This window comes from Actinoplanes sp. NPDC048988 (assembly GCF_043197815.1).
Classification (GTDB): Bacteria; Actinomycetota; Actinomycetes; order Mycobacteriales; family Micromonosporaceae; genus Actinoplanes.
The window spans coordinates 315,648-328,380 of record NZ_JBICTW010000008.1 but is presented as its reverse complement, the minus strand read 5'-3'; the positions used below and the strand labels follow the sequence as shown (position 1 = coordinate 328,380).

Annotated in this window: 14 protein-coding genes; 7 read left to right on the top strand and 7 right to left on the bottom strand. The window is 71.3% G+C overall.

Annotation, left to right across the window (positions count from 1 at the left end):
* Window positions 1-91: 91 nt before the first annotated feature.
* Window positions 92-511, bottom strand: coding sequence for a TIGR03668 family PPOX class F420-dependent oxidoreductase (locus ACGFJ7_RS26130; protein WP_392644262.1), 420 nt, complete (start codon window positions 509-511; stop codon window positions 92-94).
* On the bottom strand, window positions 508-1,338 hold the full coding sequence (locus ACGFJ7_RS26125; RefSeq protein ID WP_392644261.1) for an LLM class F420-dependent oxidoreductase: 831 nt from the start codon (window positions 1,336-1,338) through the stop codon (window positions 508-510). The genes ACGFJ7_RS26130 and ACGFJ7_RS26125 overlap by 4 nt, the downstream gene beginning before the upstream one ends.
* 68 nt (window positions 1,339-1,406) lie before the next feature.
* Here ACGFJ7_RS26125 and ACGFJ7_RS26120 point away from each other — a divergent pair, with 68 nt between their 5' ends.
* Window positions 1,407-1,625, top strand: a complete 219-nt coding sequence (locus ACGFJ7_RS26120) for a hypothetical protein (RefSeq protein ID WP_360259751.1) — start codon at window positions 1,407-1,409, stop codon at window positions 1,623-1,625.
* On the opposite strand, the gene ACGFJ7_RS26115 is transcribed toward ACGFJ7_RS26120, so the two are convergent.
* The 3 genes from ACGFJ7_RS26115 to ACGFJ7_RS26105 all read right to left on the bottom strand — a co-directional run bounded on the left by ACGFJ7_RS26115 (window position 1,538) and on the right by ACGFJ7_RS26105 (window position 5,369).
* On the bottom strand, window positions 1,538-3,106 hold the full coding sequence (locus tag ACGFJ7_RS26115; RefSeq protein WP_392644259.1) for an FAD-dependent oxidoreductase: 1,569 nt from the start codon (window positions 3,104-3,106) through the stop codon (window positions 1,538-1,540). The genes ACGFJ7_RS26120 and ACGFJ7_RS26115 overlap by 88 nt on opposite strands.
* A gap of 77 nt (window positions 3,107-3,183) precedes the next feature.
* Window positions 3,184-3,336: a hypothetical protein gene (locus ACGFJ7_RS26110; protein ID WP_360259747.1), complete on the bottom strand. Its 153-nt coding sequence runs from the start codon at window positions 3,334-3,336 to the stop codon at window positions 3,184-3,186.
* A gap of 131 nt (window positions 3,337-3,467) precedes the next feature.
* A complete protein-coding gene (locus tag ACGFJ7_RS26105; protein ID WP_392644257.1) occupies window positions 3,468-5,369 on the bottom strand; it encodes an amylo-alpha-1,6-glucosidase in 1,902 nt (633 codons plus the stop codon).
* A gap of 55 nt (window positions 5,370-5,424) precedes the next feature.
* Here ACGFJ7_RS26105 and ACGFJ7_RS26100 point away from each other — a divergent pair, with 55 nt between their 5' ends.
* Together ACGFJ7_RS26100 and ACGFJ7_RS26095 are read left to right on the top strand one after the other, a co-directional pair.
* Window positions 5,425-8,043, top strand: a complete 2,619-nt coding sequence (locus tag ACGFJ7_RS26100; protein ID WP_392644255.1) for a glucosidase — start codon at window positions 5,425-5,427, stop codon at window positions 8,041-8,043.
* A gap of 23 nt (window positions 8,044-8,066) precedes the next feature.
* Window positions 8,067-9,818: a SpoIIE family protein phosphatase gene (locus ACGFJ7_RS26095; RefSeq protein ID WP_360259739.1), complete on the top strand. Its 1,752-nt coding sequence runs from the start codon at window positions 8,067-8,069 to the stop codon at window positions 9,816-9,818.
* A 114-nt stretch (window positions 9,819-9,932) separates the two neighbouring features.
* On the opposite strand, the gene ACGFJ7_RS26090 is transcribed toward ACGFJ7_RS26095, so the two are convergent.
* Window positions 9,933-10,079: a hypothetical protein gene (locus tag ACGFJ7_RS26090; protein WP_392644253.1), complete on the bottom strand. Its 147-nt coding sequence runs from the start codon at window positions 10,077-10,079 to the stop codon at window positions 9,933-9,935.
* Between the two features lie 97 nt (window positions 10,080-10,176).
* Here ACGFJ7_RS26090 and ACGFJ7_RS26085 point away from each other — a divergent pair, with 97 nt between their 5' ends.
* From ACGFJ7_RS26085 to ACGFJ7_RS26070, 4 genes are all read left to right on the top strand, one after another.
* A complete protein-coding gene (locus ACGFJ7_RS26085) occupies window positions 10,177-10,851 on the top strand; it encodes a histidine kinase (protein ID WP_392644251.1) in 675 nt (224 codons plus the stop codon).
* Window positions 10,852-10,894: 43 nt separating this feature from the next.
* Window positions 10,895-11,380, top strand: coding sequence for a response regulator transcription factor (locus ACGFJ7_RS26080; protein WP_392644249.1), 486 nt, complete (start codon window positions 10,895-10,897; stop codon window positions 11,378-11,380).
* The gene (locus ACGFJ7_RS26075; RefSeq protein WP_392644247.1) at window positions 11,377-11,706 is read left to right on the top strand and encodes a hypothetical protein; all 330 of its coding nucleotides are present in this window, start codon (window positions 11,377-11,379) and stop codon (window positions 11,704-11,706) included. Before ACGFJ7_RS26080 ends, ACGFJ7_RS26075 begins: the two co-directional genes overlap by 4 nt.
* Window positions 11,707-11,850: 144 nt before the next feature.
* Window positions 11,851-12,216 carry a nuclear transport factor 2 family protein gene (locus tag ACGFJ7_RS26070; RefSeq protein WP_360259729.1) on the top strand — a complete coding sequence of 122 codons (366 nt, stop codon included), beginning with the start codon at window positions 11,851-11,853 and terminating at the stop codon, window positions 12,214-12,216.
* 157 nt (window positions 12,217-12,373) lie between these two features.
* Here the strand turns inward: ACGFJ7_RS26070 and ACGFJ7_RS26065 are convergent, their stop codons facing one another.
* Entirely contained in the window at window positions 12,374-12,727 is a 354-nt protein-coding gene (locus ACGFJ7_RS26065) for a hypothetical protein (RefSeq protein WP_360259727.1), read from the bottom strand.
* Window positions 12,728-12,733: the final 6 nt, after the last annotated feature.

Below are 12,733 nucleotides of genomic sequence, written 5' to 3'. Positions count from 1 at the left end.
CACTCGCTACGCCAAACGCGCCGCCCTTTACCGGTCATCGTTGCTGCTCATCGCCGCCCTAATCTGGCTCCGGTGATCGGCAGGACACGGCCTAGGCGGGCGCCCCCGGCGAACTGTGAGCCGTGGCGTCCCACGCTGTCCACTTCGTCACGGTTATCTCGAGGTACGGGCCGGCTGGAGCGGCTTGCTGATACTGCGGATAGCGCGCGATCAGCTCCGGCACACCGGCGGGCGGGTCGTCGCGGACCCGGGCCAGGCCGTCCGCCCGTACCCACCACAGGGTTTGCCAATCGGTGTCGTAATGGTCGGCCAGCACGCTGACGCGCGGCTCGGCGGCGATGTCGGCCAGCCGCCTGAGGGCGCGGGTCCGCTTCGGCTTGGCGTCCACGGCTGAGATGATCACGTTGCCGATCAGGGCGAACACGATCGGCACGAGATGCGGCGCCCCGTCCGCGCCGACCGTGGCCAGCCGGGCCACCGGCTGTGTGGCGAAGCGCTCGGCCGGCGTCACCGCCCGACCAGCTCGCCGATCGCCTTCTCCCACCTCTCCAGGGCCGGCTCGACGACGCTCCACGGGCCCGACGGCAACCACACCGACGCCCGCTCGACGCCGGCCTCGGCGCACTTCTCCAGCGCCTTCGGGTCCGGCGGAACGCTCAGCATCTGGATCTGCAGGTAGCGGTCGGCCCGGGCGCGCAGCTCGGTCACCCGGGCCGCGATGTTGTCGTCGCGCCACTGCGGGAACCAGCCGTCGCCGTACTCCAGAACCCGATCGACCACGCTCTCGCCGCCGCCGCCGATCAGCACCGGCGGGTTCGGCCTCTGGGCCGGCTTGGGCCACGACCAGATCCGGTCGAAGTTGACGAACTCGCCGTGGAACGTCGCCTCGTCCTCGGTCCAGATCTGCTTCATCGCCTTGATCCGCTCGCCGAACAGCCGCACCCGGGTGCGCGGGTCGGTGCCGTGGTTGCGCATCTCCTCGCGGTTCCAGCCGATGCCGACGCCGAAGTCGAGGCGCCCGCCGCTGAGGTGGTCGACGCTGGCCACCTCCTTGGCCGTGGTGATCGGGTCCCGCTCGATGACCAGGCACACCCCGGCCCCGATCCGCAGCCGGCTGGTGGCCTCGGCGGCCGCGGTCAGAGCGACGAACAGGTCGTACGTGTGCGAGTACTTCTGCGGCAGCACGTCACCACCGGGCCACGCCGACTCGCGGCTGGCCGGAATGTGCGTGTGCTCGGCGAAGTACAGCGCGGCGTGCCCGCGCTCCTCGACCCGCCTCGCGATCTCACCGGGCCGAACGCCGTCATGGGTGGGGAAGTAACCGACACCGAAATCCATGCCGCTGATCCTATGAACCGGCCCGCCGCCCCGCGACGTGTGAGGGGAAAGCGCGGGAGGAGAGTCCCATGATCCTCGGCATAGTCGTCGTCGCCGCCCTGCTGGTGGGTTTCCTGGCCGGCCTGGTGTCCTTCAAGAAGACGAACGAGTACTGCGAACGCCACGGCGTGACCCGGCTCTGTCCCCTCTGCACGGAGGATCACCCCCGGGCCAGCGCCTGGTGCACCGAGCGGACCGCGCTCGCGCCCTCCCCCACGGCCGCCGCCACCCGCTTCAGCGAGGCGTGACGCACGTCCCCGGCCGCGAAGACCCCCGGCACGCTCGTCTCGAACGGCAGCGCCCCCGGTCCGTCGGTCAGCACGAACCCGTCCTCGTCCAGCGCCGGCCCGGCCAGCCACCCGGTGGCCGCGACCGCGCCGATGAAGCTGAACAGCCCCCGGCACGCCAGCGGCTCGCCGAGTCCGGTCACGGTCAGGCCGTCGAGTCGTTCCTCACCCATCAGCCCGGTGATCTCGGTGCCGGTCCGCACGGTGATCCGCGGGTCGGCCCGGATCCGCTCGACCAGGTAGGCCGACATCTTCGCCCCGAGGTCGGCACTGCGCACGATCAGCGTGACGTGCTCGGCGTACCGGGCCAGGTGAAGCGACGCCTGCCCGGCCGAGTTGGCCCCGCCGACCACCGCGACCGCCTCCCCCGCGACGCCCTGCGCCTCCAGATCGGTGGCGGCGTGGTAGATCCCCCTGCCCACGAAGTGGTCCCACCGGGCGATCGGCAACGTCCGGTAGGCCGCCCCGGTGGCGACGACGACCGCCCGGGCCGGCACCTCGGTGCCGTCGGACAGCACCAGCACATGCTCCTTCTCCCCGGTCCGCAGCGCCGCCACCTCGCACGGGCTGGCGATCTCGGCCCCGAACTTGAGCGCCTGCACGGCCGCCCGCGTGGTCAGGTCGGAGCCGCTGAGCCCGAACGGGAACCCCAGATAGTTCTCGATCCTTGCGCTGGTCGCGGCCTGCCCGCCGGTGGCGACCGCGTCGACCAGCAGCGTGCTCAGCCCTTCGGAAGCGCCGTAGACGGCCGCACCCAGCCCGGCCGGTCCGGCCCCGACGACGGCGAGGTCGACGACACCCCGCCCGGCGGCCCGATAGGTGAGCCCGAGCCGCTCCCCCAGCACACCCGGCGTCACCCGCCGCAGGATCCCGTCCGGCGTGAAAGCAACCGGCAGGTCGTCTTCCCGCAGGCCCTCCCTGTTGAGTACGGCGTGAGCCTCCACCGAAGCGGCGTCGAGCCACAGATGAGGCAGCCCCTGCCGCGACAGGAAAACCCGGAGGGCCAGCCCGTCCCCACCCCGCGGATCACCGATGATGCGGGTGGTCTGCTCCGCGCTCAACCGCAGCAGCCGCCGGCGCGCGATCAGCGCCCGCAGAAACAGATCCGACAGATCCGTCTGCTGAGCCATCAGCCGCCGAAAAGCCGGCCGGTCCAGCCGGTGAACCCGGCCCGCCGTCACCACCCGTACGGAAAGAGCCGGCTTCTGCCCCGTGAGAACGCTCAGCTCCCCGGCGAACCCGCCCGGCCCGTAGGCGACAAGCCCATCGGCCAGCGTGGCAGTGTCACACAGGGTCAGGTCATTGGGCAGACGCTGCCCCGGCTCGACCTCGGCCACCACCCCGTACCGCGCGGCCCGCTCGAACTGCTCCGCGCTCAACCGCACCGTGGCGGCCGCTTCCACATCCCCCACTTCGGGAAACGACGGCGTGCTCTGAGTCATGCAGCCACCGTGCCAGCCCCGCGGCCCGCAACCATGCGTCACCCGACTGGCGGCCGATTCCCTGAACTGAACTGTGCCTATGCCGGCTTTCCCGACCGGGGTGGAGGCTTCAGCGCCGGATCCTCGGGCAGCTCGGTGGCCGGAATGGCGCTGCTGGCCCGGGTGATGGCGTCTTGGGCCAGCCGCTCGCTGAATCCCGCGATGAACGCCACGCCGACGCGCATCACCACCGCGGATCTACCACTCCCAGCGGGCGCTCGTCGTGTCGTTGCGGTATTCGACGCCGTCCGGCTTGCCGATGGCCGCGGGCTCGTAGGTGATCCAGCCCTTGGCGCATCTACCCGGCGGGACAGGAGGTTGACTACAGGCGGCGGACTCGGAGGGCCTCGGCTACCGACCAGGCCTGGAAGGGACAGCCGGTGGCGGCATGCGGGGCGTTGCCGTCGGCGGTTTCCGAGATGGAGCCCAGGCCGTATTCGGTCAGGTGGTCGTCGGCGTCGGAGATGATCTGGGTGGCGGGGACTCCTATGCGGTGCCAGGCCGTGACGAAGGGGCCGATCAGCCAGGGCCAGACCGTTCCCGTGTGGTAGGCCGCGTCGCGGGCGGCCGGGGTGCCTCGGTGGGTGCCGTGGTAGCCGGGGGTGTTCGGGGCCTGGCTGCGCAAGCCCAGCGGGGTCATCAGGGCGGCGCCGATCGCCTGCAGCGCCGCCGGGGCCGGGCGGAGCGGGGCGTACGGCAGAGACCAGGCCAGGAGCTGGTTGGGGCGCATGGTGGCGTCGTCGCCCGCGGGACCGTCGAGGACGTCGTAGAGCCAGCCGGACGGGGCCGGGAAGCGGCGGGCGAAGCTGGTCAGGGCCTCCGGGTGGGCCTTCACGGCGGGGCCGGCTCCGGTGCGGGCCTGCCAGGCCAGTTTGATGACCGTGGCCAGGGCGTTCACCCACAGGGCGTTGATCTCGACCGCCTTGCCCGCGCGCGGGGTGACGGGCACGCCCTCCACCCGGGCGTCCATCCAGGTCAGGGCCTCGCCGGGGGCGCCCTGGCGGAGCAGGCCGTCGGACCGGTCGACGGCGATGCCGTAGCGGGTGCCCCGCAGGTGGTGGCCGACCACGTCCAGCAGCGCCGGGAGCAGGGTGGCGGCCAGGTCCACGTCGCCGGTCACGGCCACGTGGCGGCCGACCGCGTGGATGAACCAGAGGGTGCCGTCGGCGGTGTTGAACTGGCCGTCCGTGTTGGCCAGCATGCCCTCGGAGAGCGTCGCCGCGTACGACAGCAATAAAGTTCTTCCCTCGTCGAACCGGCCCGTGGACAGGAACAGGCCCTCGTAGCTGATCATCGTGTCGCGGGACCAGGCGCCGAACCACGGATAGCCGGCGACGACGTCGAACCCTGTGGTGGTACGGATGATGAAGGCGTCCGCCGCGAGCGCGAGGGTCGCCTGGTCGTCGTCGGCGGGTGCGGCCGCCGCCACGACGGCCCGGTTGCGGGCCTGCGCGGCCTCCACCACCTCCGAGGCCGGCGGCGGGGGCGAGCTCAGATCGCCCGCCCAGGCCGTGACCGACGCGACCGCGCCGGGCTGGCGCAGCTCGGCGTGGAAGCTTCCGGCGTACCACAGATCCTCGGTCGGGGTGAGGCCCCGCGCCGCCTCCTCGCGGTGCCGCACCCCGCGCCACCACGCACCCGCCGGGCGGAATTCGGGACCCCGCAAGCGGTACGCCTCCTCGACCACGCACCCGCCCTCGGCGGCGGTGACCGCCGGCGGCGGGCCGGACGCCGTGCGCTCACCGTGGATGTCGCGCCACGTGCAGAGCGCGTCCAGGGTGAGGCCGACCGGGCCGCCGGTGAGCAGGCGATGGACCACGGCGACGGCCGGGCGGCCCGCTTCCATGGCCAGCACGCGTTCCAGGACGACGTCGCCGATCCGCCAGCGCCAGCGGGGCAGGCCGTCGACCAGTTCGAAACTCGTCAGCAGTTCGTGGCCGCGCGGGGCGATGGTGCCGTCGGACCATTCGTGGGTGGCCAGGCGTACGGACGTACCCGAGGCAAGCGTGAGAACCGGGTCCAGAGAGGCCAGACCGAGCCGGCGCGACGCCGGCGTTTCCCCCGCGACGACGAGTAATCCGTGGTAGCGCCGGGTCCGCAGACCACTTATCGTGCCCATGGCGTATCCGCCGGCGCCGTCGGGTACGAGCCACTCACGAGTGGCGGACTCGCCGAGGTGCCCGCACACCTGGGGGCCGAACGCCGTCCTGCGCAGCGTAGCCATCAGATGACCTCCAGTTCTCGGGCACAATCAAACTAGGTGACAACGGATAGTGGGGGTGAGACACGGCGTGGCGGAGCGCTTACGCCTGGCGCAGGCGGACTCCGGCGAGCAGCCGTGGCGGGCATGGGGCCCCTACGTGGCGGAGCGCGCGTGGGGCACGGTCCGGGAGGATTACAGCGAGCACGGGACGGCGTGGGACTACTTTCCCCATGACCACGCGCGGTCGCGAGCCTACCGGTGGAACGACGACGGCATGGCCGGTATCTGCGACGACCGGCAGACGTTCTGTTTCGCGCTGGCTCTGTGGAACGGGCAGGACCCGATCCTCAAGGAGCGGATGTTCGGGCTCGGCGGCGACGGCGGCAACCACGGTGAGGACGCCAAGGAGTACTGGTGGTACCAGGACTCGACGCCCACGCACTCGTGGATGCGCTGGCGCTACCACTATCCGCAGGAGGCTTTCCCGTACGACCAGCTGGTCCGCGTCAACGGGCAGCGTTCCCGGGAGGAGGCGGAGTACGAGCTCGCCGACACCGGGATCTTCGACGAGGACCGCTACTGGGCGGTGACCGTCGACTACGCCAAGGCGTCCCCGAAGGACATGTGCATCGCGATCCACATCGCGAACCGCGGCCCGGAGCCGGCCACCCTGCACGTGCTGCCGACGCTGTGGTTCCGGAACACGTGGTCGTGGGGGCTGCCCAATCGCGCCGTACCGTCGATCGTCGGCCGTCCCGGCCGGCTCGCCGGGCGTCATCGCACGCTCGGGAGCATCGTCCTCGAGGGTGACGAGCGGGGCGAGCCGCTGCTCTGCGACAACGAGACCAACTCGCAGCGCCTGTGGGGCCAGCCCGGTACGACGATGTTCCCGAAGGACGGCATCAACGACTTCGTGGTTTCCGGCGCCCCTACCGTGAACCCCGCTCTGACCGGCACAAAAGGTGCACTCTGGTATAAAGTCACGCTGGGTCCCGGCGAGACTCGGACAATTCGCCTGCGGCTGGCGGCCGACGACGACCAGGTCGGTGCGCTCGACCTGGCCGACGACTGGAACGAGGTCATGCGCGCGCGGCTGGCCGAGGCCGACGAGTTCTTCGGCGACGTGATTCCGGCGGCCGCGTCGGCCGAGGAGAAGGCCGTGGCCCGGCAGGGCATCGCCGGGCTGATGTGGGGCAAGCAGTTCTACCACTTCGACGTCAAGCAGTGGCTGGCCGGCGACCCCGGCTCGGCGCCGCCACCACCGGGCCGGCGCTACGGGCGCAACAACGCCTGGTGGCACATGAACAGCTTCGACGTCATCTCCATGCCCGACCCGTGGGAGTACCCCTGGTACGCGGCCTGGGACCTGGCGTTCCACTGCGTCTCCATCGCCCGGGTCGACCCCAGCTTCGCCAAGGCCCAGCTCGTGCTGCTGCTGCGCGAGTGGTACATGCATCCCAACGGCCAGATCCCCGCCTACGAGTGGGCGTTCGGCGACGTCAACCCGCCGGTGCACGCGTGGGCGGCGCTGCGCGTCTTCGAGATCGACGGCGGCCGCGACTTCGACTTCCTGGCCCGCGTCATGCACAAGCTGCTGATGAACTTCACCTGGTGGGTCAACCGCAAGGACGTCGGCGGCAACAACGTGTTCGAGGGCGGCTTCCTCGGCCTGGACAACGTCGGCCCGTTCGACCGCTCGGCCGCCCTGCCGGTGGCCGGTGTGCTCGAGCAGTCCGACGGCACGGGCTGGATGGCCATGTACGCGCTGAACCTGCTCGACATGGCGATCCGGCTCGCCCTGCACGACCGCACCTACGAGGACATGGCGACGAAGTTCTTCGAACACTTCGCCTACATCGCGGAGGCGGCCTACCGCCAGGGCTTGTGGGACGAGGAGGACTGCTTCTTCTACGACCAGCTGCGCCTGCCCGACGGCCACAAGCTGCCGTTGAAGGTGCGCTCCATCGTCGGCCTGCTCCCGCTGGCCGCGACCACCCGGATCACGAAGGCCACGCTGGACCGGCTGCCCGAGCTGAGCGCCCGCCTGCGCTGGCTGCGCGCGTCACAGGGCGAGATGGCCGACGTGATCAGCGCCCGCCGCCTCTCCCCCGAGGGCCGCCAGCAACGCCTGCTGGCGATGGTCGGCCAGGACCAGCTGCTGCGCGTCCTGGGCCGCATGCTCGACCCGGAGGAATTCCTTTCCCCGTACGGGATCAGGACCCTCTCCCGATCGCATCTGGAGAAGCCCTTCACCGTGTCGCTCGGCGGCTCCGACTTCACGGTGGGCTACGAGCCGGCGGAAAGCACGAGCGGCCTGTTCGGCGGCAACTCCAACTGGCGCGGCCCCATCTGGATGCCGGTCAACTATCTGCTCATCGAGGCCCTTCGTGAGTACGCGGGTTTCTTCGGCCACGACATCAAGGCGGAGTACCCGACCGGCTCGCAACAGAAGGAACCGCTGGCCGACATCGCCGACGACATCTCGCGGCGGCTGATCGCCCTGTTCCTGCCGGACGAGAACGGCCACCGCCCGATCTACGGCGCCTCCGAACTCCTGCAGACCCACCCGGATTGGAAGGATTTGATCGTCTTCCCGGAGTACTTCCACGGCGACAACGGGGCCGGCCTCGGCGCGTGGCATCAGACCGGCTGGACCGCCCTGGTCGTCGACCTGATCCTGACGCTGCGCCGCTGATCCGGCCGTCCCATAATTGCCGGATGCTCGACGACGATCTGCGCCGGACGCTGGCCGGCCAGGCCCGGCTGGCGGCGCTGCGGCACACCGGCCTCGGCGCGGCCGCCGACGAGGCGTTCGACCGGTTCGCCGAGATCGTTCGCCGCACGCTGCACGTGCCGGTCGCCCTGGTGTCCCTGGTCAGCGACGACCGGCAGGTCTTCCCGGGCGCCTGCGGGCTGGGCCAGCCGTGGGCGCGGGAACGGCAGACCCCGCTGTCGCACTCCTTCTGCCAGCACGTGGTGGCCACCCGCGAGCCGCTGGTGGTCGTCGACGCCCGCGCCGACCCCCTGGTCCGCGACAGCCTCGCCGTCGACGACCTGGGCGTGGTCGGCTACGCGGGAATGCCGCTGACCGACGCCGACGGGCAGGTGCTCGGCTCCCTGTGCGCCATCGACCACGAGCCCCGGCACTGGACCGAGGCCGAGCTGTCCCTGCTCGCCGACCTGGCCGCCACATGCTCCGACGCCCTGCGGGCGCGGATCGCCCGGTACGCGGCCGAGACCGTGGCCGGCCGGACCCGGCTGCTGCTGCACGCCAGCGCGGCCCTGGCCGACGCCGACAGCGTCGACAAGGTGGTCGACGCGGTGCGGGAACTGGTGACGGGCACACTCGACCCGGCGTACGTCGGAGTCTCCCTGCTCGCCGAGGGCGAACAGGTGGCGCTGGCGTCGAAGAGGCTGCTGCCGTCCGTTCAGGCCGACCGATGGGCGCTCTACCCGGACGGGACGCGCACCCCGTCGGCGCTGGCCGCGCGGACCGGCCGGCCGGTGCTGCTGCCCAACCTGGCGGCGGTCGCGGCGACGGCGCCGGACGCGCTGAGCACGTTCGAGGAACTGGGCTGGCAGTCGGCGGCCAGCGTGCCGCTGCCCGGGGCGACCGGCCCGGCCGGGGCGCTGACGTTCGTCTGGCGCCAGCCGAACATCCTGGACTCCGGCGAGCAGGCAGTGCTGACCGCGCTGGCCGGTTTCGTGGTGCAGGCGCTGACCCGCGCCGACGTGCTGGCGGACCGGCGGGCGGCGGCCGCGGTGATGCAGAAGGCGCTGCTCAGCCCGCTGCCGCACCACCCGACGCTGAGGGTGGCGGCCCGGTACGCCCCCGCCCACCACGAAGACCACGTGGGCGGCGACTGGTACGACGCGCTGGCCCTCGAAGGGAACCGCCTGGTGCTGGTCATGGGCGACGTCACCGGCCACAGCGTCACCGCGGCGGCGGCGATGAGCCAGTACCGCAGCATGCTGCGCACCCTGGTCATCGACCGGCACGAGCCACCGTCGGCGGTGCTGCGCCGGCTGGAGCACACCCGCCGGGTGGCGGGCCTGGAGAACCTGGCCACGGTGCTGCTGGCCTACCTGGAGCCGGACCCCGCCGGCGGACATCAGCTGACCTGGGCCAACGCCGGCCACCCGGCACCCGTCGTGCTGCTGGACGGCCGAGCCGTCTCGCTGGGCGAACACGACCCGCTGATCGGCGCGGTCCGCCGCGTCTCCCGCCGCAACCAGACCTGCCACCTGCCACCGGGCGCGATCGTGATGCTCTACACCGACGGCCTGGTCGAAAGCCGCACAGCCACCATCGACGACGGCATCGCCCGCGTCCACCGCCTCCTGGCCGGCCACACCACCACCGACATCGACGCCCTGGCCGACCTGGTCCTCCACCACGCCGAAGCCACAGCCCCCGACGACGACGTGGCGCTGCTGCTGGTCGCCACCCCCCGGGACCCCACCGTCTGACACCGCGTCACGACGCGCGCCCTCGGCGGCGGCTCCCGACGGCCCAGCTCACGAACCAGGCGATCGCACCACAGATCGCGCCGACGGCCAGGCCGGTGAAGAGGCTGCTGACCGTTATGGCACCGCGCAGCAGAACCGACCCGCCAGCACCGCGTTGACTCCGGTCCTCTCGTGGATCAGGTCGAGATCGTGCAACACCGCCCGCGGGGCGGCCGCCAGGCCGAGCAGAACGATCACCCAGGGACGCAGACCGAGTCTCATGCGGCGACCATAGGGCCGGCCCCACGCCACGACTTCCCGCCGAGGGCGGCCGCGAATGTCGCTTCTGAGCGTACGAAGAACCTTTTAGCATCGGGATGTGAGACGAGACGCGGCACTCGCGGTCGGGGTGGCGGCCGTGCTGGCCGTGGTGGTCTCGGCCGGCCAGGGTGGACAGAACACTCCCGGCGCCTACGTGTGGGCCGTGGCGCTGGGCGCCCTGATGCTGCGCCGGCGGGCTCATCCGCGGCTCGTCCTCGCGCTCACCGTGTTCGGGCTGTTCGCGTACTACACCGCCGGCTATCCGGCGATCGGCGTCGCCGTGCCGGTGGCCGCCGCCCTCTACTCGGCGGCCGAGGCCGGGCATCGCCGTTCGGCCGCCGCGGCCGCGGTCATCGCCCTGAGCGTGTCGGCGGTCTTCCGGATCCTCGACGGGCAGAGCGAGAAGTACGTGCTGCTCTACGACATGACGGGGCACGTCGCGCTGGCCGTCGCCGCCATCGCGCTGGGCGAACTGGTCCGGGCACGGCGCCGGATCGGCGAGCTCACCGAGCGGCAGATCGCGCTGGCCGCCGAGCACCGGCTGGCCGCGCACAAGCAGGAACTCTCCCGTGAGCTGCACGACTCGATCGGTCACACGCTGACCGTGGCGGCGATCCACGCCGGCGTCGCCCGGCAGGAGGACCGCCGAGATCCGGCCGCCGCGTCACGGGCTCTCGACCAGGTCACCGCCTCGATCTCGGAGGCGCTGACGTCGCTTCGGGCGGCACCCTGACCGCCGGCTGGCGGGTCGAGGCGACGATCCCCCACGACGCGCCATGACCGGTGACGGGGTGACGCGGGTGGTGCTCGCCGACGACCAGGCGATCGTGCGGGCCGGGTTGACCGTGCTTCTTCAGGGTGGTGCCGGCGAGCGGATCGCCGTGGTCGGTGAGGCCTCCGACGGGGCTCAGGTGGTGGGGCTGACCCGCCGTACGAGACCCGACGTGGTCCTGATGGACGTGCGGATGCCGGGCGTCGGCGGGGTGGCCGCCACGAGGGCCCTCCGGGCTGATCCCGGGTGTGCCGGCGTGGCCGTGCTGATGCTCACCACGTTCGACACGGACGCCGAGGTGCACACCTTCGGGCGGGCCGTCGCCGAGGCGCTGATCGAGATCGCGGTCGTGGTGCTCTTCGGTGCGGCTCTCACCCACCTGCTGCAGCGGGCGGCGCGGCTGCGGGCCGAAGAGGCGCCAAGCAGCTCGATTTTCTGCGCCGGCTGGCCGCCGTGCACAGTCAGGTGGCTCTCTCGCAACGGCTCATGAGGGCTCACCGGTCCGGGCAGACCTACGTCGAGCAGCACCGCGAGCTGATGAGGACGGTTCCCCCGCTCGAAGAGATCGACATGGATCTACGGGCCGCCGTGGGACTCTTCGGCGACGACCAGCACTCGATCAGGGCCAACGTCAACAAGATCACCGCCTATCTCGCCGACGGCGGGGACGAGTACGAGGCCCGCCACACGCGACGAACGGCCTCCCGGAACTGCCGGCCATCGTGGACGCGGGACTTCATCGCGGGCGGCCGGGATTTCAGAGACGGCTACCAGACTCCGCTCACCGACGCGAAGGCCGCCATGCGCGAGCGTTGAGGCACCGGATCAAGTAGCCGACCAGCTCCCGGTCATCCATCGGCCCATCATGGCGTCCGTGAGGTCGCCGCGCGCGGCGGGGATGTCAAGAGCTGCGGGACGGCTACGACCGTCTAGGACGACCAGACGCGAGTGGGAGGGTGCATGTCGCGGAACACGGAGACGGTTGAGGAGTACCTCGAGGGGTTTCGCCGGGGGGATCACCAGCGGATCCTGTCGTGTCTCACCGATGACATCGAGTGGACGGTGTTCGGGGCGTTCCGGCTGAGCGGGAAGGCCGCCTACGACGCGGCCATCGAGGGGCCGGGCTTTGCCGGGCCGCCGCGGCTCGAGGTGGTACGGATGGTGGAGCAGGGTGACACCGTGATGGCCGAGCTGAGCGGGTCGGCGACGCGCGACACCGGTGCGGTCGTGCGCATGTCGATGGCCGAGGTGTTCCGGATGCGGGACGGGAAGATTTGTGAGCGGCGGGCCTGGGTGATCGAGCTCAAAGAGAACGATCATCGTTGAGGAATTGTCCGAAAGTACTAGCGGAATTGCTTTGCGGAAACGACACGCCGTCCTGACTATCACTTCCCATCGGTTAAAAAGCGCAAACCTGGGAATTGTCTGAAAATGACGAAGGCCGCACCCGTCGCCGGGGTGCGGCCTTCGTCGTGCAACGAGATTACCGGTGGCCGTGCGGGCGGCTCGGGCCGTGGCCGTGCTGGTGGCCCCGCATGTCCTTGCTCACCTTCAGCGCGACCCAGCCACGCTTGAAGCCGCGCTGCACGCGGTCGCAGTCGAACCGGTCCCACTTGTCGTGGAACTGGCCGATGCGGCCGACCTTCCAGCACTGGCTCTGCGTGCGGTAGAAGCCGACAAGGCGGTCGCCGCGGGGGCTCCGGTGGTCGCTGGCCTGCGCGGCCGCGCCACCCTGGGCCGGGCCGGCGAGGGCGACGGCGGCGGGGGCGACGCCCATGGTCAGGCCGGCGGCCAGGGCCACACCGGTCATCGTGATCTTGCGCGTGACCTTATTCATGACAAC

Coding starts and splice junctions, on each gene's coding strand:
- ACGFJ7_RS26125 (WP_392644261.1), bottom strand. CDS start 1,338: ATGGATTTCGGTGTCGGTTACTTCCCCACCCATGACGGCGTTCGGCCC.
- ACGFJ7_RS26120 (WP_360259751.1), top strand. CDS start 1,407: ATGATCCTCGGCATAGTCGTCGTCGCCGCCCTGCTGGTGGGTTTCCTG.
- ACGFJ7_RS26115 (WP_392644259.1), bottom strand. CDS start 3,106: ATGACTCAGAGCACGCCGTCGTTTCCCGAAGTGGGGGATGTGGAAGCG.
- ACGFJ7_RS26105 (WP_392644257.1), bottom strand. CDS start 5,369: ATGGCTACGCTGCGCAGGACGGCGTTCGGCCCCCAGGTGTGCGGGCAC.
- ACGFJ7_RS26095 (WP_360259739.1), top strand. CDS start 8,067: ATGCTCGACGACGATCTGCGCCGGACGCTGGCCGGCCAGGCCCGGCTG.
- ACGFJ7_RS26090 (WP_392644253.1), bottom strand. CDS start 10,079: ATGAGACTCGGTCTGCGTCCCTGGGTGATCGTTCTGCTCGGCCTGGCG.
- ACGFJ7_RS26080 (WP_392644249.1), top strand. CDS start 10,895: ATGACCGGTGACGGGGTGACGCGGGTGGTGCTCGCCGACGACCAGGCG.
- ACGFJ7_RS26075 (WP_392644247.1), top strand. CDS start 11,377: ATGAGGGCTCACCGGTCCGGGCAGACCTACGTCGAGCAGCACCGCGAG.
- ACGFJ7_RS26070 (WP_360259729.1), top strand. CDS start 11,851: ATGTCGCGGAACACGGAGACGGTTGAGGAGTACCTCGAGGGGTTTCGC.
- ACGFJ7_RS26065 (WP_360259727.1), bottom strand. CDS start 12,727: ATGAATAAGGTCACGCGCAAGATCACGATGACCGGTGTGGCCCTGGCC.